Origin of the sequence: Agrobacterium rosae, assembly GCF_002915175.1 — a bacterium.
GTDB lineage: Bacteria > Pseudomonadota > Alphaproteobacteria > Rhizobiales > Rhizobiaceae > Agrobacterium > Agrobacterium rosae.
The window spans coordinates 207,554-232,432 of sequence record NZ_NXEJ01000007.1; the positions used below are offsets into that span (position 1 = coordinate 207,554).

At 55.4% G+C, this 24,879-nt stretch carries 22 protein-coding genes and 1 tRNA gene; 10 read left to right on the forward strand and 13 right to left on the reverse strand.

What is annotated here, in order from left to right; genetic code table 11:
• From CPJ18_RS15425 to CPJ18_RS15440, 4 genes are all read right to left on the reverse strand, one after another.
• The gene (locus CPJ18_RS15425; protein WP_077100682.1) at positions 1-555 is read right to left on the reverse strand and encodes a hypothetical protein; all 555 of its coding nucleotides are present in this window, start codon (positions 553-555) and stop codon (positions 1-3) included.
• A 129-nt stretch (positions 556-684) separates the two neighbouring features.
• Positions 685-1,758, reverse strand: a complete 1,074-nt coding sequence (locus CPJ18_RS15430) for a YcjF family protein (protein WP_103659266.1) — start codon at positions 1,756-1,758, stop codon at positions 685-687.
• Complete coding sequence (locus CPJ18_RS15435) at positions 1,755-3,230, reverse strand: YcjX family GTP-binding protein (protein WP_103659340.1); 1,476 nt, start codon at positions 3,228-3,230, stop codon at positions 1,755-1,757. Before CPJ18_RS15435 ends, CPJ18_RS15430 begins: the two co-directional genes overlap by 4 nt.
• 104 nt (positions 3,231-3,334) lie before the next feature.
• Complete coding sequence (locus CPJ18_RS15440; protein ID WP_245445417.1) at positions 3,335-3,805, reverse strand: SixA phosphatase family protein; 471 nt, start codon at positions 3,803-3,805, stop codon at positions 3,335-3,337.
• Positions 3,806-4,112: 307 nt separating this feature from the next.
• Here CPJ18_RS15440 and dksA point away from each other — a divergent pair, with 307 nt between their 5' ends.
• On the forward strand, positions 4,113-4,532 hold the full coding sequence (gene dksA / locus CPJ18_RS15445; RefSeq protein ID WP_067644141.1) for an RNA polymerase-binding protein DksA: 420 nt from the start codon (positions 4,113-4,115) through the stop codon (positions 4,530-4,532).
• Between the two features lie 181 nt (positions 4,533-4,713).
• Here the strand turns inward: dksA and CPJ18_RS15450 are convergent, their stop codons facing one another.
• Positions 4,714-5,097: an NUDIX hydrolase gene (locus tag CPJ18_RS15450; RefSeq protein ID WP_342588096.1), complete on the reverse strand. Its 384-nt coding sequence runs from the start codon at positions 5,095-5,097 to the stop codon at positions 4,714-4,716.
• 404 nt (positions 5,098-5,501) lie between these two features.
• Positions 5,502-8,444 (reverse strand): Rne/Rng family ribonuclease, encoded by a 2,943-nt coding sequence (locus CPJ18_RS15455; protein WP_103659267.1) that lies wholly within the window; start codon positions 8,442-8,444, stop codon positions 5,502-5,504.
• Between the two features lie 761 nt (positions 8,445-9,205).
• On the opposite strand from CPJ18_RS15455, the gene CPJ18_RS15470 reads away from it, so the two are divergent.
• From CPJ18_RS15470 to CPJ18_RS15485, 4 genes are all read left to right on the forward strand, one after another.
• A complete protein-coding gene (locus tag CPJ18_RS15470; protein ID WP_244554088.1) occupies positions 9,206-10,363 on the forward strand; it encodes an N-acetylmuramoyl-L-alanine amidase in 1,158 nt (385 codons plus the stop codon).
• 333 nt (positions 10,364-10,696) lie between these two features.
• The gene (locus CPJ18_RS15475) at positions 10,697-13,132 is read left to right on the forward strand and encodes a penicillin-binding protein 1A (RefSeq protein WP_077100694.1); all 2,436 of its coding nucleotides are present in this window, start codon (positions 10,697-10,699) and stop codon (positions 13,130-13,132) included.
• Between the two features lie 111 nt (positions 13,133-13,243).
• A protein-coding gene (gene prfB, locus CPJ18_RS15480; protein WP_167397914.1) for a peptide chain release factor 2 occupies positions 13,244-14,375 on the forward strand; the annotation gives its coding sequence in 2 pieces (ribosomal slippage) (positions 13,244-13,312 and positions 13,314-14,375; 1,131 coding nt in all).
• Between the two features lie 75 nt (positions 14,376-14,450).
• Entirely contained in the window at positions 14,451-14,921 is a 471-nt protein-coding gene (locus tag CPJ18_RS15485) for an isochorismatase family protein (protein WP_103659342.1), read from the forward strand.
• Here the strand turns inward: CPJ18_RS15485 and CPJ18_RS15490 are convergent.
• Positions 14,918-15,406, reverse strand: coding sequence for a hypothetical protein (locus CPJ18_RS15490; RefSeq protein WP_407026471.1), 489 nt, complete (start codon positions 15,404-15,406; stop codon positions 14,918-14,920). The genes CPJ18_RS15485 and CPJ18_RS15490 overlap by 4 nt on opposite strands.
• An 11-nt stretch (positions 15,407-15,417) precedes the next feature.
• Positions 15,418-16,191 (reverse strand): NAD kinase, encoded by a 774-nt coding sequence (locus CPJ18_RS15495; RefSeq protein ID WP_103659344.1) that lies wholly within the window; start codon positions 16,189-16,191, stop codon positions 15,418-15,420.
• A 209-nt stretch (positions 16,192-16,400) separates the two neighbouring features.
• Between CPJ18_RS15495 and CPJ18_RS15500 the strand changes: the two genes are divergently transcribed.
• The gene (locus CPJ18_RS15500) at positions 16,401-17,312 is read left to right on the forward strand and encodes a PhzF family phenazine biosynthesis protein (protein WP_103659269.1); all 912 of its coding nucleotides are present in this window, start codon (positions 16,401-16,403) and stop codon (positions 17,310-17,312) included.
• Positions 17,313-17,777: 465 nt separating this feature from the next.
• Positions 17,778-18,026: a hypothetical protein gene (locus tag CPJ18_RS15505; protein ID WP_103659270.1), complete on the forward strand. Its 249-nt coding sequence runs from the start codon at positions 17,778-17,780 to the stop codon at positions 18,024-18,026.
• A 133-nt stretch (positions 18,027-18,159) separates the two neighbouring features.
• Here the strand turns inward: CPJ18_RS15505 and CPJ18_RS15510 are convergent, their stop codons facing one another.
• The 3 genes from CPJ18_RS15510 to CPJ18_RS15520 form a co-directional block, all read right to left on the reverse strand.
• Entirely contained in the window at positions 18,160-18,345 is a 186-nt protein-coding gene (locus tag CPJ18_RS15510; RefSeq protein ID WP_077100704.1) for a hypothetical protein, read from the reverse strand.
• 289 nt (positions 18,346-18,634) lie between these two features.
• Complete coding sequence (locus CPJ18_RS15515; protein ID WP_077100706.1) at positions 18,635-18,778, reverse strand: DUF1127 domain-containing protein; 144 nt, start codon at positions 18,776-18,778, stop codon at positions 18,635-18,637.
• 336 nt (positions 18,779-19,114) lie between these two features.
• Positions 19,115-19,261, reverse strand: a complete 147-nt coding sequence (locus CPJ18_RS15520; protein WP_077101415.1) for a DUF1127 domain-containing protein — start codon at positions 19,259-19,261, stop codon at positions 19,115-19,117.
• A gap of 498 nt (positions 19,262-19,759) precedes the next feature.
• Here CPJ18_RS15520 and CPJ18_RS15525 point away from each other — a divergent pair.
• From CPJ18_RS15525 to CPJ18_RS15535, 3 genes are all read left to right on the forward strand, one after another.
• Positions 19,760-19,844: transfer RNA gene (locus tag CPJ18_RS15525), tRNA-Leu, on the forward strand.
• 192 nt (positions 19,845-20,036) lie between these two features.
• The gene (tig, locus tag CPJ18_RS15530; protein ID WP_103659271.1) at positions 20,037-21,509 is read left to right on the forward strand and encodes a trigger factor; all 1,473 of its coding nucleotides are present in this window, start codon (positions 20,037-20,039) and stop codon (positions 21,507-21,509) included.
• Between the two features lie 463 nt (positions 21,510-21,972).
• Positions 21,973-22,629, forward strand: a complete 657-nt coding sequence (locus tag CPJ18_RS15535; protein WP_103659272.1) for a hypothetical protein — start codon at positions 21,973-21,975, stop codon at positions 22,627-22,629.
• A gap of 15 nt (positions 22,630-22,644) precedes the next feature.
• Here the strand turns inward: CPJ18_RS15535 and sthA are convergent, their stop codons facing one another.
• Complete coding sequence (sthA, locus tag CPJ18_RS15540; RefSeq protein WP_103659273.1) at positions 22,645-24,060, reverse strand: Si-specific NAD(P)(+) transhydrogenase; 1,416 nt, start codon at positions 24,058-24,060, stop codon at positions 22,645-22,647.
• Positions 24,061-24,305: 245 nt separating this feature from the next.
• A complete protein-coding gene (locus tag CPJ18_RS15545; protein WP_103659274.1) occupies positions 24,306-24,845 on the reverse strand; it encodes a DUF1003 domain-containing protein in 540 nt (179 codons plus the stop codon).
• Positions 24,846-24,879 lie beyond the last annotated feature (34 nt).

A 24,879-nucleotide genomic window follows, 5' to 3' on the forward strand; every position in this document is an offset into this window, starting at 1 on the left:
TTATGGCTTGATCGATCCAACCGCCATCTGGTCGACATTACGCGCCAGCGTCAGGCCGATGACCGGAACCATCTGGTCCGCAACCTTGACGGAGATGGTGATGTTCATCGAAGTGTTGTTGGTGACGCGGGCCACCATGGCACCGTTCAGCTTGGCGCGGTTGATGCCGACGACGACCTTATCGCCGCTGACCTGACCGGACACGATATCCAGTCCCTTGCCCTCGGAGCCATCGAGGAACTTGCCCTCATAGCTGTTGCCTTTCTTGGCAATGACGGCAGACATTGGTTGTTTGAACACGCCGACGCGGCACGTACCGCCCAGCTTGATGCCGGTTTCCTTGTCGCCCAGCGGTTCGCCGGTGAGGTCGCAGGTGAATTTCGTGCCCTTGTATTTTCCGGCGACGATCTCGCCCGGACCAGACCAGACGCCAGCAACGGAGCCAAAAAAGACGTCATCGCGAGAGGCGGCCTGAACGTCGGAAACTGCAAGTCCGCCGCTGACGGACATAACGGCGGCAAGTCCGCCCAGTAGCGAAAAGAAGCGCGAATACATGATACTTTCCCTGGCGAAATGGCCGCTTTGTGTAGGGTCAATCTATGTCGCGAATGGTTAATGCTTGGTTTATTTGGCCAAGATTAGCTTCGTCGATCGTAACCTTTTGACATAGAGAAGCCCTATGTTTCAGGGCTTCTCATCAGTTTTACGGCTTGTCAAATCAGGTGTGAGGTCGGAGACGAAGTCGCTGATGCCGGGCCGTTTCAAGGCTCTGAAGGGCAGCGGACGGCAAAGATCCATGGCTGCGATGCCGATTCGCGCCGTCATGAGGCCGTTGATAACCCCTTCACCCAGCCGCGCCGAAAGCCGCGACGCAATGCCGTGGCCCAGTAACTGTTGGGCGAGCCCATCACCCACCGCAATCGACCCTGTGACAGCCAGATGTGCAATGACATCCCGCAGCAGCCGCAGCATTCCCAGTGTACCGGGCCGACCACCATAAAGCTCTGCCATGGTGCGCACCAGCCTTGTGACCTCAAACAGGACATAGGCAAGATCGACGACGGCACGTGGGCTGACGGCGGTAACGACCGAGACGCGCTTGGAGGAATTCATGATCAACGCGCGTGCCTGACGGTCTAGCGGGCTTAACAGCTCACGCTCCGCAAGCTCGATGAGGTGTCGACCATCGATCACATCGTTTTCCGTATCCTTCAGCGCGGCACGACCCTTTGCTGTTTCGGCCCGGTGCGATAGCACGGCGTTCAGTCGCACGATGACGGCACGCGCAGCAGAGGATTTTTTCTCCAGCGCCGCTTTTTCCGCGTCTGATTTCAAGGACTGAACGGCGTTCAGCCGCATGATGCCGATGGCTTCCCGTGCCACCAGCGCAAAAACGGCAAAGACGGCGATGGCAAGCGCGACGCTGGCGGTATAACCCAGCCAGTCCGAACGTGAAAACAGATTGCGAATGAGCTGGTCGGCCCAAAGCCCGAAGGCCAGCGAGAACAGCACGCCGACAGCGCCCATCGCCAGTTTGCCAAAGGAAAAACGGCGCTTGCGCGGCGCCGCGACGGGCAGGGCAGCCTTGTCGATTTCTTCTGGGGTCAGAAACGGGTCTTCCTCATCCGGCGTCATCGAAATATCCGCGTCGAAGCTGCGCGGTGATCGCTTGATATCCGTTTGCGGAGTGGGCGCAGGTTCGCTTTCCAGCGTAAATGCCGCTGGGCGTCGGTTGGGCGTGTTGATCTCGTCTTTCATGCGAGCTTGTCTCCAAACAGGAACTGCATGGCGCGGTCCAGCCGTATGTGCGGCACGGATAGCTTGATGCCACCGCTTGTTTCTTCCAGCTTGGGTGGACGGAAACGGACAACGTTCACATCTGGCAGGTCGGCCTTTTCACCTTCGGCATCCAGTGCACGAAACAAGGGTTCCGGGTCTTCCGGCAGGTCGCCGGGAAAAATGGCGGTCGTGCGATTGCCATCGAAGATTTCGCCATTGATCTTCTCGCCTGCAATCGGTGTTCCGACGATGACGGGAAGCGAGTGGCCATCCTGACGGACGCTGGCCTCTTTGGTAGCGCGCACGGAGGCTAGAGCCATGACTTCGATGCCCGCACCACTCATGCCGATGGTGGTGATGGCGCGATCCACAAGGCGTCTCGTCAGGTTTTCAAGGCGGTCATGGCTTTCGTGGTGCAGATGGTCCGCCTTCGTTGCCGCGACCAGCACCTTGTCGATGCGGCGGCGCACCAGAGACGACAACAGGCTGTTCTTGCCCGGTCGGAAGCATGCCAGAACGTCACCCAGCGCCCGTTCAAGATCCTGCACCGCTTCCGGCCCGCGATTAACGGCTTGCAGCGCGTCGATCAGCACGATCTGGCGGTCGAGCCGCGCAAAGTGCTCCCGAAAAAACGGCTTCACGACGATGGACTTATAGGCCTCGTAACGCCGCTCCATCATGGCTCTGAGCGAGCCCTTCGGTGCCTTCACATCGCTCAAGCCGGGAAGAGGCGAAAAGGTGAGGGCAGGTGATCCCTCCAAGTCGCCCGGCATCAGGAAACGACCGGGTGGCAAAGTGGACAGCGAGCGCTCATCGGATTTACAGGCACGAAGATAGGTGGCGAAACTTTCCGCCAGACGTCGCGCCGTCATTTCGTCGGCAGGGCCATCCATATCGACCGAGGTGGCGATTTCCAGCCATTCTCGCGCCAGTTCGGCGCGCACGCCCTGAGTGGCAAGTGACAGCGTGTTATCGCTAAAGGTCTTGTAGTCCTGCGTCAGCAGTGGGAGGTCAAGCAGCCATTCGCCGGGGTAATCAACGATATCGATGGCGAGACGACCAGAGGAAAACCATCGGCCCCAGCCACTGGCGCTCTGGTAATCCAGCGTGATGCGCAATTCGGATATGGCACGCGTCGAATCCGGCCAGATGCGGTCGCGCACCAGTGCCTGAATATGGTCTTCGTATTGAAAACGTGGAATCGCGTCATCCGGCTGCGGCTCCAGCCGCACGTTGGATACTCTGCCGGAGCGAAGCGCTTCGAAAAGGGGAAGACGGCCACCATTCAGCAGATTGTGGACCAAGGAAGAGATGAAGACAGTCTTGCCCGCGCGCGAAAGCCCAGTGACGCCCAGCCGTAAAGTCGGGTTGGTCAGGGCGCTGGCGCGATCTGTGAGATTGTCTATGGCAATCAATGCGCTATCGGTGACAGACGTAAGGGATGGCGACAATGAACGTTTCCACAAAATATTTCGCTTCATGAAAATATATAGGTCTGACGTCTGCTTAAAAAAGAAGCGGGCCATGGAAAGTTTTCATCGGGCGACGTTCGGCCTTACGGTCCGAGGAATTCGAGCATCTGCCATTCAGCGACGTTACCATTACCGTCCAGCTTTGCGTCAAGTATCGCAAGGCCTGCCGTGGGAAAGCCAGATGGCAACAGGCTTTCCATTTTCCGCTGTCCTAGAAATGCCTCAGCAACCGCATCCAGCGTCGGGTTATGGCCGATCAGCATCACGGAACGGCTTGGTGCTTGCGCAGCGATCAATGCGAGATAGGTTTCCGGCTGAGCGTTGTACATCTCATCGACATAGGCGATGTCGAATGCGTCGTTGAATGCCCGCCGCACCGACTGCGCCGTTTCGCGGCAACGCGTTGCTGTCGAGCTCAAGACGACATCTGGGAGATAGCCCTTGTCCGCTGCATGTGCGGCGACAACTTCGACCTCCGCATAGCCCACGTCATCCAGGTGCCTGTCGAAGTCCCGCTCACCGCCAGCCGGCCACGCCGCGCGCGCATGTCGCATCAGATAGATCCGGAATGGTGGTGGTTGGAGCACTGGCATTTCCGGAGCATCCCATGCAGGTGTAAACATCGTTGGCAAGCTTTACAGGAACAGGCGGCGGCACCGCAAGTGGAGCCCTGTATAACCAAGTTCTTATAACGTGATTGAAGAAATAATTCGTGATTCGGGAATAAAGCATAAAAAATAACCATTTAGCTGAATTTTGTGACAGATTTAAAAATGCCTAAAAACTGTTTTGCGGACTTGAATGGGCGTATGGCATTGGAGTATACCCGCGCCATATGAGATGTTCTTCGAGGAGAATCGCGTGAGTGAGAAGATCGATCTTAGCAATTATGTGCTCTCGGAAAGCGATGAGTTCATGAATGCCAACCAGAAGGCCTATTTCAGGGCAAAGCTGGTCGGCTGGAGGAACGACATTCTGAGAGAAGCGCGCGAGACGCTGGGTCATCTCGCGGAAGAAAGCGCCAATCATCCGGATCTTGCCGACAGAGCATCGTCCGAGACAGACCGCGCCATCGAGCTTCGCGCTCGCGACCGCCAGAGAAAGTTGATCTCGAAAATCGACGCAGCGCTCCAGCGGATCGACGAAGGCACATACGGCTACTGTGAAGAGACAGGCGAGCCGATCGGCATCAAAAGACTGGACGCCCGCCCCATTGCAACCTTGTCCATCGAAGCCCAGGAACGCCACGAGCGCCGTGAAAAGGTATATCGCGACGAGTGAGCGATCGGTCCCTATAAGTCTTTTATTCAAAAGCCGTATCGGAAACGATGCGGCTTTTCAGTTTGTGAAAAGGCAGGGAAAATGTGGTTCGCAAGGACTTCGTGCCCTCGCACCTCGACCAAGTAGATTGTGCTTTTTCGAACACTGCTGCCAAGACGGAGATGGTCGCAGAGCGCCAGCGCTATCGTCGACTGATGAGTCGAGATTTAAGGCCTTGTGGATAAAGCTCTGGTTTTCCGTCAGTATCTAGCTCTCGCAGATCATACCAAGATGCCACCATCGAGGTGCCATCATCTTCCTTAAATCGAATGTGTTCTTGACCTTCAAAAGCTCCATCAGGAAATGCCAGATCAAAAATGAAAAGGATTTCGTGGCGGCGTTCGCCCTCGTGGACGTAGACATTCTCCAGCACCATAGGCCCTGCGAGAATGGAAACATCAGTCTCGATTTCCTCTTTAAACTCCCTGATTACCGCATCTTTTGCGGACTCGCCAAACTCGACGCTACCGCCAAGCGGACGAACCCCTTTTAGCTGCCCGTTATGATCGCGAACCTCAAATGCCAAGAGCCCGGGGGCCTCGCCAATGTAGGCCGAGAGCTTTGATGCGGATCAAACCGGATTTCGAGATAGTTGTCATTTTTTCCAACTATCGCAATCGTGACCTTCCCGCAACAGATCAGCGCAGCTTGCCTGAATGCTGAATTCAGGGAGTATAACTTTCTTATAAACTCACCGCAAAAGCTCATGATCAAGCGTTCTGTGGGCGAAGCGATGGTCGATCAATTCTTCGCTCCCGCGTTATGCTCGGGACAATGTGAAGCGCTCTCATGGCTGCAAAGCCAGTATTTCGTATCATTGCCTGCTGTTCCGTAGAGCCTTCGCCTCCACCTCTGTACCACCACAAAACAAAAGAGGCCCCGTAAAACGGAGCCTCAATCATTGGTCATATCAGCGTGGATGGCAGCTTTTTAGAAGAAGCCGCGTCTTTGCCACCAGCCGCCCTTGCGGGGCTTGGACTGATCGCCGCCTTCTGCACCTTCACCGGATGGGGAGGTGACGACGGGCTCCGAGGACGACACTTTGTCACCGCGGTTGGCACGGGCAGGCTTCGTCGTTTCAGCTGCGTCGTTTCCGAGGTCGGCAGAAGCTTCGCCAGCTTCTTCGACAGCAACGTCTGCGACGGTTACCTCAACCACGACAGGCTCTACCGTTTCAACAGGGGCAGGAGCGGCAGGATGGGTCGGAACAGCAGCAGCAGGTGCTACGGGTTCCTCCGTCACTGTTTCCTTGGCCTTGCGGGTCCGGCGTGGCTTCTTCGGCTTTTCCGTTTCTTCCACGGTCGGCGTCGGTGCTTCGGCTTCAACTGCTTCGACAACAGCGGGTTCTTCGACACCCTCTATCGCAGCGGCAGCAGCGCCATCTTCAACACCCTCGGATGTTTCAGGCTCAGAGCCATCCTCTTCGATGATGTTGCCGTTCTCATCGCGATTGCGACGTCCGCCACGTTTGCCACGGCGACGGCGCTTACGCTTGCCATCGTCAGATGTCGTGCCGTCGCCTGTTTCCGGTGTCGAGGCGGAAGCCTCGTCATCGGAATCTGCTTCTGCATCATCATCCTGATCGTCAGACGATGTATCGTCTTCCGCATCACCGTTTGCCTCGGCGCCGTTCTGGCCGCCGTTCTTGCCCCGACGACGACGACGACGCTTGCGCTTGCGTTTGCCATCTTCACCGGTATCGGCCTGTGCAGGACGGGCTTCGGTCTTCTCAGCCTTTACAACGACTTCTTCCTCATCTTCATCCTCATCGGCTTCGATGATGATGTCATCTTCCTCTTCCTCGAAGTCAGGAAGCATCTGGATGAGGCTTTCGATCTTGACCGGATTCTCGACAGCTTCGCCGCGATCGATCGCGAAGTGCTGCGCACCGACGCTCTCATCAGCTGCGATGATGATGGCAACGCCGAAGCGGGCTTCATAATCGACAATCGTCGCGCGCTTGTGGTTGAGCAGGTAAAGCGCCGTGTCAGGTGTGCAACGAACGGTAATGTTATGCGTGGTGTTGCGCAGCAAGTATTCCTCGACGCCGCGCAGAACATGCAGCGCGATGGAGGATTCGGAGCGAACATGGCCCGTGCCGCCGCAATGCGAGCAGACCTGGGTGGTCGACTCCAGAACCGATGCGCGGATACGCTGACGCGACATTTCCAAAAGGCCGAAATGCGAGATACGGCCGACCTGGATGCGGGCGCGGTCGTTCTTCAGGCAATCCTTGAGCTTCTTCTCGACGGAGCGGTTGTTGCGCTTCTCTTCCATGTCGATGAAGTCGACGACGACGAGACCGGCAAGGTCGCGAAGACGCAGCTGGCGTGCCACTTCTTCGGCGGCTTCCAGGTTGGTCTGAACGGCGGTTTCCTCGATGGAGTGTTCGCGGGTCGAACGACCGGAGTTCACGTCGATAGCAACCAGCGCTTCCGTCTGGTTGATGATGAGGTAACCACCGGACTTCAAAGTCACCTGTGGCTGCAACATGCGGTCGAGCTGCGCTTCGATGCCCGAACGCGAGAAGATCGGGTGAATATCGCGGTAAGGCTGAACCACCTTTGCATGGCTCGGCATCAGCATCTTCATGAAGTCTTTCGCTTCACGATAGCCTTCTTCGCCGGACACGATGATTTCGCTGATGTCCTTGTTGTAAAGGTCACGGATCGAACGCTTGATCAGCGAACCTTCTTCGTAAACGAGGCAAGGAGCCGTGGAATTCAGCGTGAGTGTGCGAACGTTCTCCCACAAACGCATCAGATATTCGAAGTCGCGCTTGATTTCGACGCGGGTGCGGTTGGCACCGGCTGTGCGAAGGATAACGCCCATGCCCTGCGGCACTTCCAGATCGCGTGCGATTTCCTTTAGGCGCTTGCGGTCCGTCGGCTGGGTGATCTTCCGGGAAATACCGCCGCCACGCGCCGTGTTCGGCATCAGAACCGAGTAACGACCGGCGAGCGACAGATAGGTCGTCAGCGCGGCACCCTTGTTGCCACGTTCTTCCTTGGCAACTTGAACCAGAAGAATCTGGCGACGCTTGATGACTTCCTGAATGCGGTACTGCTTGCGTGGCTTGCGCGAAACGCGGTCTGGAACTTCTTCCATCGCATCTTCGGCACCAACGGATTCGATGACTTCCTTTTCGTGATGGTCGTCATCATCATCGTCGTCATCATTATCGCGACGGCCAAGACCTTCAACTTCTTCCGAAATCGTGTCGGTGTCGACCATGGCAGCCATTTCGCCGCCCTTGCTGCCATCGTCTTCCGAGCTTTCGTCAGAGGCGGCCGCATCGGCAGAAACGTCGTCTGTCTTTTTCTTCGTGCGGGGACGACGAACGCGCTTCTTGGGCTTTTCGTCTTCGGCTGGAACGTCCTCAGCCAAGGCTTCGACAGCCTCAACTTCGGTTTCGACCGGTTCTAACGCAGTGTCAGTGGTTACTGCTTCTTCAACGGCCGTTTCCGCTGCTGTTGCCGCAACGATACCGATATCGGGTTGATCAACCTGCGAAAGATCGACCGCTGACGATGTTGGCTCATTTGGCGCGTCGTTGGCGGACTCGAAGTCGTCGTTGCGACGGTGATCTTCAGCTTCGGCTCTTAGAAGGGCCTGCCGGTCTGCCAGGGGAATCTGGTAATAATCGGGGTGGATTTCCGCGAAAGCGAGAAAACCGTGGCGATTGCCGCCGTAATCCACGAAAGCTGCCTGGAGGGAAGGCTCCACACGGGTAACTTTGGCAAGATAGATATTGCCGCGAATTTGTTTCTTGTGTTCCGACTCGAAATCGAATTCTTCAATTCGATTTCCACGGACTACAACAACGCGCGTCTCCTCTTCATGGGACGCGTCGATAAGCATTTTGTCTGCCATGTAAGCTGTGCTCCTCGGCGCAGCCTTGTCATATACGAGAGCAGGCCCGCCGCGAGGACAGGCCTTTCATCTATTTTCAAGGGTGTGCCGGAAATGAAGTTTCTTGCCCGGCGTCTGTTAACTGGCAGCATCCGGATAACTGGCAAAGCATGATGCCTGCTCTTGGTATCCGGTTGATTTGAAAGCTGCTGCAACGACATCATTGGCCAAGCGAGAACGACTTTAATAAATAGACCCCGTAAGGTCCGATGAAAATGCTCTCTTCGAGCGCGCGGTGGCATGCCACCGGGTATTGTTCCAGCCACGGCCGGAATTGATCCAGTTTCAGGAGAAAAATGCAGCGACGGCAGATGATTGCCCGAATTTACAGCGCCAGCGTCTTTGTCGATTGGCAGCCGGCGGGCATCTATCCCGTCAACACTTTTAACCCTCATTCACGTTGTATGTTTTATCCGTCATAATAGCAATAGGGTGGCTAAATATGCCATATCATTGGTGGAATTTCGCAATTAAGAATTGCTTCACCAAGGGCTGCGATTGTTGCGCGGCAGTGCAAATCAGGCCATTCTGACGGGTGGAAATGACGGAATTTGGCTGAAACGCGCAGCTTGTTTTGTTAAAAGACGATAAATACGGAAACGACCTTGGCGACCATCAAAACATCGATCGACGGCATGAACGTGTCACAAATTTGGATTTCGATTGCACGAATCAGCCGCATTTTCGCCTTGGCGTTGCTGGCTGTGCTGGCGGGCTTTGAGATGAGCCATGCCAATGAGCAGGCACCCACGCTCGTCGCGACCAAAGCACGTATTATCGGCGATGAGGCTCGCACGCGCATCGTCATGGAGTTCAATCAGGAACCGGAATTCGAGGTCCACTATCTGGATTCGCCTGCGCGCATCGTCGTGGATTTTCCAGCCGTTGGCTTTTCCTTTCCGACCAGCGATCTAGCCCCGACCGGGCTTTTCAGCGATATCCGCTTCGGCAGCATGGGTGAGGGGAGTGCGCGTCTCGTGCTGACAGCCAAGAAGCCCGCGCAGGTGGTGATTGCTGAAAGCAAGTCAGATGACGGCGGCAAGACTTTCCGGTTCGTGCTGGATACGGAAATGGCGACGAAGCAGAAATTCGCCGATCTGTTGAAGAATCAGAGTTGGCAGGCTCTCGCACCCGCAACGACTGCCTCCGTGACGACGGATGTTATGCCCAAAACCTCCCGCCAGTCCGAGTTCGTCATCGCGGTGGATGCGGGCCACGGCGGAATCGATGCCGGTGCCAAGGGTGCCGTGTCTGGGACGGACGAAAAGGTCATCACGCTGACCTTTGCCAAGCAACTGGCCGACCGCCTCAACAAGATTGCCGGCGTCAAAGCATTCCTTACCCGGGATGATGATACGTTTCTGGCGCTCTCGGAGCGCGTGACATTGGCCCGTCAGCAAAATGCCAATCTCTTTATCTCAGTTCATGCCGACACGTTGAAACAAAAGGGCATTCGCGGGGCGACGGTCTATACGATTTCCGATCGTGCCTCTGACAGAATGGCACAGGCTCTGGCCGAGCGCGAGAACCTATCGGACCAGATTGCGGGCGTGGCCGTGCAGCACGAAAGGCCGGAGGTGGCCGACATTCTGCTCGATTTGACCCGGCGTGAGACGCAGGCTTTTTCCGTGACGCTCGCAGAAAACATCGTGAAATCCTTCGAAGGGCAGGTCGGCCTCATCAATAATCCCCATCGCTACGCAGGCTTTCAGGTGCTGCGCGCCCATGATGTGCCGTCCGTTCTTCTGGAGCTCGGTTTCCTGTCCAATCCGGACGATGAAAAACTGTTGCTGGACGAAACATGGCGCGCAAAAGTTGCCGATACACTGGCCACCGCCGTGACGCGTTACAGAGAGCAAGCTTTGGCTAATGGTGGCTGACGGAACTATGTCGCTTCCGCATAACCGACGCGAGCTGTGACATCCATGCGCCCTTCGCTTGAAAAGCAATCAACTCTTGTGCAGCCTTGCGAGTAAATGGTGCGGAAGCCCTATTTTACTCACATTCCCCACGTTATTCGGAGACGAGATTCGATGGTTAGGGCTGCTTCTTTTCATTGAGCAGAAGAGGTGGTTCGCGATAACATATCGGAGAATGCCTCTATTGGCAGCTTGTCATCGATGAAGCGGTGTGCAAAACGGCACGCTATATGCAAGAATGTGCGCATAACTGCGGGCGCAACCCTTCGCGATTCGAAGTATCGGTAGCTTAATATGATCAGACTTATTGGATATTTCTTCGGCTTGGCCAGCATGCTGTTCCTTGTGGTGGCTGGTGGTGTTGCCATCTATTTGGTGACGATCACGAAGGATCTCCCCGATTATGCAGTCCTGAGCAGTTACGAGCCGCCGGTGACGACCCGCATTCACGCTGGCAATGGTGCGCTGATGGCGGAATACGCCAAGCAGCGCCGCCTGTTCCTGCCGATCCAGGCAGTCCCTGACCGCGTGAAGGCGGCATTTCTTTCCGCCGAAGACAAGAATTTCTATCAGCATCCCGGCATTGACGTGACTGGCTTTGCCCGCGCGGCCGTGGCATTCGTGACAGGTGGCCCGACACAAGGTGGTTCGACCATCACCCAGCAGGTTGCCAAGAACTTCCTTTTGACCAACGAACAGACAATGGAGCGCAAGGCCAAGGAAGCCGTTTTGTCGTTCCGCATCGAGCAGGCCTACAGCAAGGACAAGATCCTCGAACTTTATCTGAACGAGATTTTCTTCGGCTTAAATTCCTACGGTATCGCCAGTGCTGCGCTGACCTATTTCAATAAGTCAGTCACCGAGCTGACGATTGCCGAAACAGCCTATCTCGCCGCTCTGCCAAAGGGTCCGGCGAACTATCATCCGCTGCGTCGTGAAAAGGCAGCTGTCGAGCGCCGTAACTGGGTTATCGACCGCATGGCGGAGAATGGCTACATCACGCAAGCCGATGCTGCGGATGCCAAAACCCAGCCGCTGGGCGTGAATATCCGCACCGGCGGCGCACGTCTTGCGGCATCGGATTACTTCTCCGAGGAAGCGCGCCGCCAGATCGTTGAGAAATACGGCGAAAAGGCATTGCTGGAAGGCGGCCTTTCGGTTCGTACCTCGTTTGATCCAGACATCCAGATGGAAGCCCGCAAGGCGCTTCAAGACGGTCTTCTGGATTATGACGAGCGCCGTGGTTTTCATGGAGCCATCGATCAGGTTGATACCTCTGGAGACTGGGTTGCAGCGCTGTTGAAGCTGAGACCGCTCCGCGACGTCCCTGAGTGGAAAATGGCCGTTGTTCTGTCTGCGACTGCTGATGGCGTCGATATTGGACTTCGCCCGGATGGCGATGCGGAAAATCCTGATCTGCGCAGCCGTGGTCGCATCAAGCCTGAAAACATGAAATGGGCCTACCGCGATGCCAAGGGCCAGCGCGCGACGGCCAAGTCGCCTGCCACTGTTTTGAAGGCTGGCGACGTTGTTTACGTCGAGCCTTTGTCTGCAAAGGGTGATGATTATCGCCTTCGTCAGCCTCCCAAGGTGCAGGGTGGCATGGTGGTCATGGACCCGCATACCGGCCGTGTTCTGGCCATGGTCGGCGGCTTCTCCTACGGTCAGTCGGAGTTCAACCGTGCAACGCAGGCCATGCGTCAGCCGGGGTCTTCGTTCAAGCCGTTCATTTACGCCGCTGCCTTGGACAATGGATATACGCCTGCTTCCGTGGTCATGGATGCACCACTGGAAGTCGTTTCCGGCGGACAGGTCTGGCGCCCTCAGAACTACGGCGGGGAGGTGGCTGGCCCATCCACACTTCGTCTCGGCATCGAAAAATCCCGTAACCTCATGACTGTGCGGCTTGCGCAGGACATGGGCATGAACCTGGTGGCTGAATATGCGGAGCGCTTCGGCATCTATGACAAGATGCCACCGCTTCTGGCCATGTCGCTCGGTTCCGGTGAAACCACCGTGATGCGTATGGTCTCTGCCTATTCGGTTATCGCGAATGGTGGCAAGCAGATCAATCCAACGGTGATCGACCGCATTCAGGACCGTTACGGCAAGACGATCTTCCGCCATGAAGAGCGCGGTTGCGAGAGCTGCAATGCGCCAAGCTGGCAGAACCAGGACGAGCCGACGATTGTCGATAACCGTGAACAGGTTCTCGATCCTATGACCGCCTATCAGACCACATCCATGCTTCAGGGCGTCGTTCAGCGCGGCACGGCTGCGGGCAAAATCAAGGTCGATCTGCCGGTTGCGGGCAAGACTGGCACGACCAACGATGAAAAGGACGCCTGGTTCGTAGGCTATACGCCAGATCTGGTTGCAGGTCTTTACATCGGTTTCGACAGCCCGGCACCGCTGGGACGTGGTGGCACCGGCGGATCGCTGGCGGCACCGATCTTTGGCGAGTTCATTGCCCAAGCTGCAAAGCATTTGCCGCAGAGCAAGTTCATCGTGCCTGATGGAATGCAGTTCGTGGCTGTCAACCGAAAGACCGGTATGGCTGCAAACGAAGGTGAGCCTGACACCATCATGGAAGCCTTTAAGCCCGGTACGGGTCCGGCCAGCAGCTTCTCGGTTATCGGCATGGATGGCGCGATGTCTCAGGAAGATATTCTGCGTGCTTCGCCGCAGGCCCAGCAGGCCATTACCGGCGGCGGCGGCGGCCTCTATTAAACGCATTTGCGGACAGGACGAGGGGCGCGGTCTTTACATCCGCGCCCCTCGCATTTATTCAGCCATCCAGTTTCAAGCCTAGTTTATCAATGAAAGCGAAGTATCTGCGAAATGCGCAATGAGATCGTGAACGTCGTCGACGAAATCAAGCAGGCCATAAGCCTGCTGAGGAGGCATCTTTGACTGGGACCAGGCGATAAGACGACTGGACTGGTTGAACAACAAGGCCGAGGATCCCAACCTCTGGAATGACGCCACTGAGGCCCAGAAGCTGATGCGCGAGCGCCAGCAGCTTGATGAATCCATCAATGGCGTGAAGCTGCTCGAGCAGCAGGTCAATGACAACATCGAGTTGATCGAAATGGGCGAGTCCGAAGACGATGCTGACATCGTCAAGGAAGCCGAAGATGCCTTGAAGGCGCTGAGAAACGAAGCCAACCGCCGTCAAGTGGAAGCGATGCTCTCAGGCGAAGCCGATAGCAATGATACCTATGTCGAAGTGCATTCGGGTGCCGGCGGTACCGAAAGCCAGGACTGGGCTAACATGCTGCTGCGCATGTACACCCGTTGGGCCGAGCGCCAGGGCTACAAGGTGGAAATCCTTGAAATTCACGATGGCGAAGAAGCCGGCATCAAATCGGCGACCATTCTGGTTAAGGGTCATAATGCCTTCGGCTGGATGAAGACGGAATCAGGCGTGCACCGCCTCGTGCGTATCTCGCCTTACGACAGCAATGCGCGTCGTCATACATCGTTCTCCTCCATCTGGGTTTATCCGGTGGTCGATGATTCGATCCAGATCGATATCAACGAAAGCGATTGCCGCATCGATACCTATCGCTCCTCGGGTGCCGGTGGACAGCACGTCAACACCACGGACTCGGCTGTGCGTATCACGCATATTCCAAGCGGCATCGCGGTTGCCTGCCAGCAGGAGCGCTCCCAGCACAAGAACCGTGCCAAGGCGTGGGAAATGCTGCGTTCGCGTCTCTATGAGGCCGAGTTGATGAAGCGGGAAGCTGCGGCGAATGCGCAGGCTGCCTCCAAATCTGATATCGGCTGGGGTCACCAGATCCGTTCCTACGTGTTGCAGCCTTACCAGTTGGTCAAGGATTTGCGCACCGGCGTTGAAAGCACGGCTCCAGGCAATGTGCTGGACGGCGAACTGAACGAATTCATGGAAGCAGCCCTTGCCCACCGCATCAGCGGTGGTGCGGATGTCGAGGTTGCCGATATCGACTGATCCCCCGGGAAACGTCGGTAAAAGATTGGCCTCTCGCATTAGGTTTGCGGGAGGCTTTTTGTTTTGGAGGTGAGCGTGAAGCAGGTGCTTTATATTGTCGACGTCCAGCCGAGTTTCAGCCCACCCGCTAAACTCGTTACTGAGATCACGGCCCTTGCCAGACAATTACCGAGCGTTGCCAGCGTCGAGCGGCACAATGAAAGCGTCACACCGTTCGAGCGTCAGCTTGGCTGGAAGCCGGGACCATCAGACGATTCTCTCGTTCCCGCAGATCGCATTTTCATCAAACACGGCTATGCACCGCCGAAAGAGGCTGTGGACTATCTGCGGTCGCTCAACGTCGACCGGGTGTTGGTTTGCGGTATTCAGGCCGATACCTGCGTACTGGCTGCCGGATTTTCGTTCTTCGATGCCGGATTACAGCCGACACTCGTTCCATGGTTGACGGTTGGCTCGAGCCTAGACCGTTCCGGCGCTCTGGGTGCACGCCTCTGGAAGCATCATTTTGGTGCCGTGCTTGATAGTCCTGAAGACTTGGGCCTTTAATTCGAGGCTTTTTCGATCTTCATATCACCCAACTCATCGATCAGAACCGTCCAGGCATCCGCTTCTTTCTGGGTAGGGTTAGTTTTGAGATGGACGGTTATGAAAAGGCCCGGAACATCGGATGCGCCAGATGAGCTTTCGGGCCTGATGTCTGTAACATAGGCCTTCATCTGGGTAAATTCTTCCAGTTCCACCGTCTCCACGAGGCTCGGGCCGTTGGCGGTATAGGCAAGCTGCTGAAGATAGATCTTTGCAGTGCCATCACCCTGACGAACGGCAACGACCTTGTAATATCCGCGAGTCGGCTCGCCGCTATTCGTCTGCGGGGCTGTCGCACCTTCCGGCACCTTGGCCGTCTGCTCCCACATTCCGCTGCTGGCAACGAAAATCACCGAGGCGGGCAGGGTATCGATGTCGGATGTCTGCGCCTGTGCGCAACAGATGCTGGCTGCAAGAAACGTGGTAGCGAGGAGCGTTTTGATCATCATCGTCTTCATCAATTCGAGAATTGTTCGGCAAGCACCCTGTCCGACCATGACCGATCCGGGTCCGACAGGATTTTTGCGGTTCTATCCTTGGATTGCGCAATCCGCACCATCTGCACCGATTTGACCTCGATGTGGTCAGCCACGGCGTTAACGGGGCGTTTTTCACTCTCAAGAACGTGGATATCGACCGTTACCTTATTCGGCAGAAGCGCACCACGCCAGCGGCGAGGGCGAAAGGCGCTGACAGGCGTGAGTGCCAGCAAAGGCGATTCGAGCGGCAGAATGGGGCCATGGGCGGAAAAGTTGTAAGCGGTGGAACCGGCGGGCGTTGCCACCATCATGCCATCGCATATCAGTTCCTCCAGCCGCGTCTTTCCATCCACATCCACTCTCAGCTTTGCAGCCTGATGCGACTGACGGAACAGGCTGACCTCGTTCATGGCAAGGGCGGTGAATTCCTCGCCATTGGCATCGATGGCCGTCATGCGCAAAGGGTGGAATTCATTTGCGGTCGCCTTGGCCACGCGCTCGGCTAGACCCTCGACCCGGTAATCATTCATCAGAAAGCCGACCGAACCGCGGTTCATGCCATAGATCCGCTTGCCGGAATTCATCGTTTCATTCAGCACTTGCAGCATGAACCCGTCACCACCCAGAACGATGATGATGCCTGCCTCTTCAAAAGAGGTATTCCCATATTGCTGGATGAGCGTGTCCCGCGCAGCTTGCGCTTCATCGGTGGTCGAGGCTACGAAACATAGATGATCAGTTGAACGCGACATGCCGTCACCCCTGTTGACGGTCTGTGGTACATGAAGAAGTCCGGTCAGGACAAGCTCTTTCACAGGAGCAGGCATCGTCAGGCCTCGCCCCGAGACTTCGCTGCGGCAAAGTCCACAGCTTCTTGGCGGCACCTGATGAATCGGGGTTGCGGAGGTCGGTGAGGTCGGGCAGTTTGCAAAAACCAACATCGATGCGGAAGGTGTGAGGCGTGGCGATAAGTTACAGTATCTACGATGTTTTCACGCGCCAAAAACTGGCTGGCAACCCGCTGGCCGTGATGTTTGGCGCAGATGGCCTCGACGATGCGACGATGCTGGCCATTGCTCGGGAAATGAACCTGTCGGAAACAGTCTTCGTCAGAAAATCCGATAATCCCGCTTATGTAGCGTCATTGCGCATTTTCACACCCGCATCCGAATTGCCCTTTGCCGGTCACCCAACGGTCGGCGCTGCCATCGCGATCGCGGAGCGCAATCATACAGACGGTGAGGCCGACATGGTCTCGGTACTGGAGGAGTTGGTTGGACCGGTGCGGTGCGCCATTCGCATTCGCACCGGCGAAGCAAGCTTTGCCGAATTCGATCTGCCCAGAAAATCCGCGCGCGTGAGCCTGCCGCTCGACCATGCACAAATTGCCGATGCCATCGGCCTGGCAGAGTCACAGCTTGGTTTCGAAAATCACGTCCCGTCGATATGGACGGCTGGCGTTCCTTTTCTGGCGATACCAGTGCAAAACCTCTCCGCAATGCAGGAGGTGGATTTCGACCCAACATTATGGCTGAAGCTGGCACCCTTGGTGGAAGGCCGTCTGGTTTCGGCTTATCTTTACTGTCGAGGCGGCGTCAATCACGCAGCGAAGTTTCATACGAGGATGTTTTCGCCCAGCATGGGCATATCGGAAGATCCGGCCACCGGTGCTGCCGCAGCGGCTTTTTCCGGTGCTATCCATCATTTCGATAGTCTGGCGGATGGGCATTACCCAATCCTGATCGAGCAAGGCATCGAAATGGGCAGACCTTCCCATATCCATCTCAACATGGATGTTAAGGAAAGAGAGATTGCCCGGGCTCGTATAGGCGGTCATGCCATACGTGTCGCAACCGGCACCTTCGATATTTGAAGGCTTTCACAGCCATCAGCGGATCGAGTAACGGGCTTGTGAAGGTCCGTTAACGATTTTCGGCGGCGAATCTTAACCTTTGGCCGGCTGTCAAGGAACTAAAAGCGCTCACCTTCCGTTAATTTCGCGAAGGAGAAGTGGCATGAAGTCGCAAAACAGTTCCGATAGCAGACGCACGATAGAGGCGGCCAATAATACCTCGGCCTCTACATACAAACCTCTCATCATACCGCTAAGAGGAACGTATGTTGCGATGATATTTCGCCGCTCTCTCCAGAGTAGACTTGATACGAGAAAGAATTAGCCTGATTTCGTAGTCAGCTAATCCTTAAGAACAATTTCAAATGACGAATATAAATAGCAATGTTGCTAATATACAAACGATGATGANTAATCCTTAAGAACAATTTCAAATGACGAATATAAATAGCAATGTTGCTAATATACAAACGAAGGGAGAATGACATGAAGGCAGTTCTCATCATCGCAGCCATGGTTGGCATCTCCGCATCAGCGGCATTCGCCGATCCCATTGTTCAGCCATCTATCAATACGTCGATTCCTGTCGACCGCGAATTCAAAACAGCAAGCATTGCCATGCCAACTGAGCAGGCACAGAAGCCGGTTCTGGTTCTGAAAAAGACCAACCGCCTGCCCGGCAACACCGAAACAGCGACTGCGTCCCCACAGTCAGCGCTTGCCCGCATGCAGTAATACAGTGAAACAATGCCAGATATTGTTCCAAAACATCCCGTGCGGAAAAACTCCGGCACGGGATTTTTTGTGACATTCGACTGGTTGGTCTGAGCGTTCAATCTCAACGCCATGCGACTTTAGCTACTCTGGGCTAGCTGTCGAGACGTAGTGACAATTGCCTGCCGCCATTTTTCTTCAAAATATAAACCGGCTTTGCGGTCATATATTCCGTTCGTCTCTGCAATTCGCGGCGGCGCTCAAGCGCTCTTTCACGCAGGCTGCGAGATTGGGCAACGAGGGTGAGGGCTTGCTCAATGGTTTTATCTGCTGCTGGCATTGCTGCAACTCCATTTGTTCACTTTATGTTCTAATATTTAGGTGTTCTTGTCAAGCGAATCAAGTGGTTTAGTTGCGCTAGGGAAAATCATGGAGAAATGCGGATGATGCCTATAGCCTAGGATCATCCCAGCAGACATCTTGATCGGGGTCGATCGTGTCTGAAACTGGCGATGAGGTTGTGCTCACCCCAGAATCAAAAACGGCGCACAAGGCGCCGTTTTTATTTCCTGTCGCTCGGTCACCCGCGTCCATGGGAGGTCGGTCAGCGGGGTGACGTTTTACGCCGATTAGCGGAACGAACGGGAAGCTACGTTGCGAATGTCGTAACGTGTCAGGCCGATGTCGCTGAGCGTCTGGCTGGACAGGCTGCCCAGTTCGTTCAGAGTGCGGCGGTAAGAGATCCAGTTCTTTGCTATACGGATAGGGTTCATGGTCGTTTCCTCAATCTTTGTTGTCTTTGATTTCTGAACTTGTTTGCCGAGGCCAGTTGCCTGCGCTCTCTGCTGTTGATGTGTATATACATATGCAGAGTGCTGATGTGGAGTGCAGATTTTAGGCGACTGCCATGCATTTGTGCAATGCGTCGGCTAATTTTGCATCTTTTGACGGTTGCTGGGTATTTTTTAGGCTGAACGAGAAATCGCGAAAGAACCAAGGTGAAGATTGGGAAATCACCTGCAAAACAAAGAAAAAGGCCCGGAGCCGAAGCTCGAGACCTTTTTGAGATTATACCAACAAGGCGGAAAAGACCGCCTGTGGTTTATATATTAGACGCCAACTGCAGTGCGTGCAACGCGACGGATGTCGCTACGGCCGATGCCCAGGTCAGTCAGTTCGCGGTCGCTCATGCGGCCAAGTTCGGTAACTGTCTGACGATACTTGCGCCAGTTGTTCAGCGAGCGAGTGATATTCATGATCGTGTCCTTTTCGTTTGTGGCACCGCTTGGGTCAGCGCTCAACTCATTTCCTGATGCCGAATATAATCGGTTTAACAGGAACAAAAACAGACAATGAAGTATGCCACCTATGCGCTGATCGCATAGCAATCGTTAATTTCGGGCTTAGTTTGTTAAGGATTGCATAATTGCGCGGCATTTATTGCCTTTCGTATGTGCGTTTTCTTCTTATGGGGGTGTTTTTTTGAGATGCAATCAGATTTTGGCGCTTGATCGCGTTGTAAGCGGCTTGGTCTGATTCCTGTCATTGCGCATTCGCCGGCGTCGATCGGAGGATGTCTTGGATAGATAAACGCGTGTTGATGACGTCAAATAGGTCGTCGGCCCGGCAAAACAGCGTGAAATAGCATCGTAAAACCGTCATTTTTCCTTTGCGCTCTCGGAAACGGGTGATATAGAGACGCGCGCTCCAGAAGGCCTCATGTGCCAGATGTTGTTTATGCAGGATTCAAGAGCGCGGGTATGGCGGAATTGGTAGACGCACCAGATTTAGGTTCTGGCGACGAGAGTTGTGGGGGTTCGAGTCCCTCTACCCGCACCACATGAATCGCCGAGAGGTATGCGTGATGCTTTTGCTTCGCCGCCTCTCTGGCTCAAGCGCAGTTTTTGCTCGGCAAAATGCTTGTGCATGCAGTTTATATAGCCACGGCCGGTGAATTTAGATTCCGGCGCTGTGCTCGAAAGTGAACCAACGGCTGTCTGAGCACCGCCGCCATGATGTGAAGGTATTAAAATGCAGGTTATCGAAACGCTCGCTGAAGGGCTGAAGCGCGAAATCAAGGTCGTTATTCCGGCCGCCGATATGAAGTCTCGCCTTGACGAGCGCCTGGCCGATGCCAAGGACAAGGTTCGCATTAACGGTTTCCGTCCAGGCAAGGTGCCACTTGCTCATCTCAAGAAGATGTACGGCAAGTCCATCATGGCAGACCTCGTCAACGAACTGGTTCGTGACAAGCCTTCCGAAATCATTTCCGGCCGTGGCGAAAAGTCCGCAACGCAGCCAGCGATCTCGATGACGGAAGATCAGGACGAAGCTGAAAAGATCCTCGCCGCTGAAAGCGATCTGGAATTCACGCTTGCCTATGAAGTCATTCCGGCAATCGAGCTGAAGTCCAACGAAGGCATCAAGGTTGTCCGTGAAGTCGTTGAAGTGACTGAAGAGGAAATCAACGAGCAGATCCTCAAGATCGCCGAAAGCGCTCGTACCTACGAAACCAAGAAGGGCAAGGCCGCTGAAGGCGACCGCGTCACCATGAACTACCTCGGCAAGGTCGATGGCGAAGCCTTTGATGGCGGCGCTGCTGAAGATGCAGAACTCGTGATCGGCTCCGGCCGCTTCATTCCTGGCTTCGAAGACCAGCTCATTGGCGTCAAGGCTGGCGATGAGAAGGCCATCACCGTTACGTTCCCGACTGAATATCCTGCGGCGAACCTCGCTGGCAAGGAAGCCGTGTTCGACATCACCGTCAAGGAAGTTGCTTCCGCGGCGGACGTTGAAATCAACGACGAACTGGCAACGAAGCTTGGTCTCGAATCGGCTGAAAAGCTGAAGGAAATCGTTCGCGGTCAGATCGAAAGCCAGTACACGAACGTCACTCGCCAGAAGGTGAAGCGTCAGATTCTCGATCAGCTGGACGAAGTTTACCAGTTCGAAACGCCGGCTGGTCTGGTTGACGCAGAATTCGACAACATCTGGCGCCAGATCAACACCGATCTTGCCCAGTCCGGCAAGACCTTCGCTGACGAAGACACGACAGAAGAAGAAGCTCGCGAAGAATACCGCAAGCTTGCTGAACGCCGCGTTCGTCTCGGCCTCGTTCTTTCCGAAATCGGCGAGAAGGCTGGCGTTGAAGTCACCGAAGAAGAAATGCAGCGTGCACTTTTCGCACAGCTTCAGCAGTTCCCAGGCCAGCAGAAGGAAATCCTTGATTTCTTCCGCAACACGCCAGGCGCTTCCGCTTCGCTGCGCGCTCCAATCTTCGAAGAGAAGGTCATCGACAAGCTGCTCGAAGAAATCTCTGTAACGGACAAGACTGTTACGAAGGAAGAGCTTTTGGCTGACGACGCCGAAGAAGGCGAAAAGGCTGACAAGAAGCCTGCCAAGAAGAAGGCTGCTGCAAAGGCCGACGCTGCGGAAGGCGAAGAAGCCGCTCCAAAGAAGAAGGCTCCTGCAAAGAAGAAGGCCGCTGAAGGCGACGCAGAGTAAGCTTTTTTCTCTACACATTTCCGAAAGGCCGTGGCATTCGCTGCGGCCTTTTGCATTTGTGGCGTCTGTTAACCTCTGTAACGTTTTGATCACATTGCAGCGCACAATGTGTTTTTGCTGCATTTGCTCTTGTTCATCTACCGTTCATCTGGCACTCTTGGGTCATTGATTTGCTGTGCATCGCATAGAGTAAATCTGCTGCGCGACATGCGCGGCCTGGCATATAGCCTCTAGTTTCAGCTCTGCATCTGGCGTCGCCTTCGTGGTCGGTACGCCCGATGATCTTCGACGCGCATGTTGAAACAATGAATGTTTTGGCGATAGGCAAGCGTTGAAGCACAGGCGTGATTGCGTCATCGAAAAACTCAATGCGGTTGATCCTCTGGAGCAATCGTCGATAGCCAAACAAGGTGGACCGTCTCTCCCAAGGGCGGTGCGCTTTATGAAAGCTTGAGGAAGAGACATGTTTTTAAGAACGAAACGCGGCCCCCTCATTGCCGCCGTCGCTATCGGCTTGTCATCCGGGCTGGCGAATGCGCAGGAAAAGGGCCTCATCTGGGCACCTGCAAAAAATTCTGACCAATCCTATTCCGCGCGTATCGGTGCGAAACTGCCGACCGATACGCCCATTCGCGCCGGTCTGGAAATGGGCATGAATGCATCTGAGGGCGGTGCGTTGGTGGATACGCCGGTGAAATTCTGGGGCAACGTCACGCTGTTGTCCTCCAACCTGCCGGGTGCGAAGGTTGCAGGTGATATTGCCGTGCTGATGAATGCCCTGACCGGTTCAAGCGCCTGGACGATGACAACGTCTCAGAAACGCATCGCGACATCGGAGTTCGATCTTGAATCGAATCGCAACATGACGGTGCGCTATGATGGCACCGCACAGCAGTGGAGCGGGCTCGACGTCTCGCAATCGCTGCGGCTGACGCGCTCTGCCACCGGAACGGCGTTCGTCCTCACAGGTGCGAGCCGTGACACCTTCGATGATTTCACGTCGAAAGTTGGTCTGGAACAGAAGCTCGGTGAAAATCTCACCGTATCAGGTAATCTCGACCAAGGTTATCAGGACCGCTTTCGCCCCTCGGTCAGCGCCCGCTACAACATTCGCTGGTAGGGGCGCTGGAGAGTTCTACTCGGTAGCGATCTCGTTGTTGATGTCGCCCATCCGGTTCCATGCATCAAGGCCGGCAATCTTGTAGGCTTCGGCAAGTGTCGGATAGTTGAAGGTATTTTCCACGAAATACTCGACCGTGCCTTTGAGGTTGAGAACGGCCTGACCGATGTGGACGAGCTCCGTCGCACCTTCACCGACGATATGAACGCCCAAAAGCCTGCGCGTCTTCAGCGAGAAGATCAGCTTCAGCAGGCCGGTATCGAGCCCCATGATATGGCCGCGTGAGGTTTCGCGGAAGCGGGCGATACCGCATTCATAGGCAATACCGCGCTCCTTCATTTCCTCTTCGGTCAGGCCGCAGGTGGAGATTTCGGGCACGGCGTAGATACCGTATGGAAAATACTTCTGCGGCTCCATGCCGATAGCACCGACGGCTACGCGCGCAGCAATCCGCCCCTGTTCCATGGAGGTGGAGGCAAGGCTTGGAAAGCCGATCACGTCGCCTGCCGCAAAGATGCCGGGTACTGACGTCTCGAAGGTTTCCGGATTGACGGTAAGGCGTCCGCGATTGTCTGCCGTCAGACCTGCGGCGGCGAGGTTGAGCGTATCCGTGGCACCCATGCGGCCAGCGGCGAACAGCACCATCTCCGTTGTCAGCGTCCGTCCACTATCCAGCGTCAGCATGACCTTGCCTTCCGGCGTATGCTCGACCTTGTCGGCCTTTTGGCCGAGAAGCAGCTTCATGTTGCGGTCACGCAGCTGATAGGTGAAGTCCTCGACGATTTCCTTGTCGATGAAATCCAGCATCGTCGGTTTCGGATCGATGATGGTGACGGCAGTATCCAGCGCACTGAAGATGGTGGCATATTCGATGCCGATAACGCCCGCGCCGATGACGACCATGGAGCGGGGCAGTTTTTGCAGTTCCAAAATCTCGTCGCTATCGATGACCGTTTTGCCATCGAACGGCATATAATCTGGGCGGAAGGGGCGGGTGCCGACTGCGAGCAGGATGCTCTTGCCCTTGACGAGAACGACTTCGCCGTCGTCCTTGGCAATTTCCATTGTGTCGGAAGTGACGAAAGCTGCCTTGCCGCGAATATGGGTCACGCGGTTGCGCGCGAACTGGTGCTCCAGCACCTCGACCTCATGATCAAGCGTGATGAGCAGGCGGCGGCGCAGATCTTCCGCGCTGATTTCCTGCTTCACACGGTAGGAGCGGCCATAAAAACCACGCTCGCGCCAACCGGAAAGGTTGAGTGCTGTTTCGCGCATGGTCTTGGACGGAATGGTGCCGGTGTGAACCGATACGCCACCGACACGACTGCCTTTTTCAATGACCAGGACTGTTTTATCCAGTTTAGCGGCTTGGATGGCAGCACGTCTGCCAGCGGGACCGCTACCGACAACAACAAGATCATATTGGTTCATGAAAAAGACCTCGGAACAGAAATTCGATTTCCGGACTGAATGGTTCCAGCGCGGAGGCGTCGCTGCTCGGAAAAGCGTGATGCCATTCTGATACGGAAGTGATTCCCGCGTCGCTGCACCAAGAGTGCAATGCAACAAATGCCCGCGTCAATCTGTAGCGGAAGAATCTGACGGATTCGTAACCAATGCAGAAAAAGGCGCAAAATGAATATCGATTTACGAAAGAGCTGTTGCGCGCGTGCAAGTCACGGTACGTCGGGGCCATTTTCCCGGCGTGTGTGAAGCTTTGCGATCTCTTCCCGCAACGCTACCAGCTCTGCAAGCACCTTCACGTCGATCTTTTCGTGCAGGGACAGAACCTCGAGTTCCGACTTGAGATTAACCTCGTAATCCTTGGCCGCTTCAAAACGGTCGCGCGTTCCCTGGCGGTTCTGCGACATCATGATGATGGGTGCCTGAATGGCCGCCAGCATGGACAGGATGAGATTGAGGAAGACGAAGGGGTAGGGGTCGAAAGCCTGCGTCGTCATCACCACCGTATTGATGATGGCCCAAACGACCAAGAACACCAAGAAGCTGATGATGAAGCCCCAGGAGCCGCCGACGCGGGCTATGCCATCTGCAAGCCGCTCTCCGAATGTGGAGTTCTTTGAAAAGGCGGCGTTCGTATCTGTCGAAATGAGTTTCCGCTGATGCGCGACGTCGAGAATGCGTCGCTCCACCTCTCCAATCTCTTTGGACGATCTTCTGAAATGAGAAGCGATATAATCGGGGATAGCGGGCATTTTTCGATCTCCAGCCAAGGCTCGGAGCCGCCGG

Bases quoted from the DNA above. Each gene is read 5' to 3' on its own strand.
- CPJ18_RS15455 (WP_103659267.1), bottom strand. From the start codon at position 8,444: ATGGCAGACAAAATGCTTATCGACGCGTCCCATGAAGAGGAGACGCGC.
- CPJ18_RS15515 (WP_077100706.1), bottom strand. From the start codon at position 18,778: ATGAACCCTATCCGTATAGCAAAGAACTGGATCTCTTACCGCCGCACT.
- CPJ18_RS15545 (WP_103659274.1), bottom strand. From the start codon at position 24,845: ATGCCCGCTATCCCCGATTATATCGCTTCTCATTTCAGAAGATCGTCC.
- CPJ18_RS15535 (WP_103659272.1), top strand. From the start codon at position 21,973: ATGTTTTTAAGAACGAAACGCGGCCCCCTCATTGCCGCCGTCGCTATC.
- CPJ18_RS15470 (WP_244554088.1), top strand. From the start codon at position 9,206: ATGAGCCATGCCAATGAGCAGGCACCCACGCTCGTCGCGACCAAAGCA.
- sthA (WP_103659273.1), bottom strand. From the start codon at position 24,060: ATGAACCAATATGATCTTGTTGTTGTCGGTAGCGGTCCCGCTGGCAGA.
- tig (WP_103659271.1), top strand. From the start codon at position 20,037: ATGCAGGTTATCGAAACGCTCGCTGAAGGGCTGAAGCGCGAAATCAAG.
- CPJ18_RS15440 (WP_245445417.1), bottom strand. From the start codon at position 3,805: ATGCGACATGCGCGCGCGGCGTGGCCGGCTGGCGGTGAGCGGGACTTC.
- CPJ18_RS15520 (WP_077101415.1), bottom strand. From the start codon at position 19,261: ATGAATATCACTCGCTCGCTGAACAACTGGCGCAAGTATCGTCAGACA.
- CPJ18_RS15510 (WP_077100704.1), bottom strand. From the start codon at position 18,345: ATGCCAGCAGCAGATAAAACCATTGAGCAAGCCCTCACCCTCGTTGCC.
- CPJ18_RS15430 (WP_103659266.1), bottom strand. From the start codon at position 1,758: ATGAAAGACGAGATCAACACGCCCAACCGACGCCCAGCGGCATTTACG.
- CPJ18_RS15505 (WP_103659270.1), top strand. From the start codon at position 17,778: ATGAAGGCAGTTCTCATCATCGCAGCCATGGTTGGCATCTCCGCATCA.
- CPJ18_RS15495 (WP_103659344.1), bottom strand. From the start codon at position 16,191: ATGTCGCGTTCAACTGATCATCTATGTTTCGTAGCCTCGACCACCGAT.
- CPJ18_RS15425 (WP_077100682.1), bottom strand. From the start codon at position 555: ATGTATTCGCGCTTCTTTTCGCTACTGGGCGGACTTGCCGCCGTTATG.
- CPJ18_RS15490 (WP_407026471.1), bottom strand. From the start codon at position 15,406: ATGATCAAAACGCTCCTCGCTACCACGTTTCTTGCAGCCAGCATCTGT.
- CPJ18_RS15475 (WP_077100694.1), top strand. From the start codon at position 10,697: ATGATCAGACTTATTGGATATTTCTTCGGCTTGGCCAGCATGCTGTTC.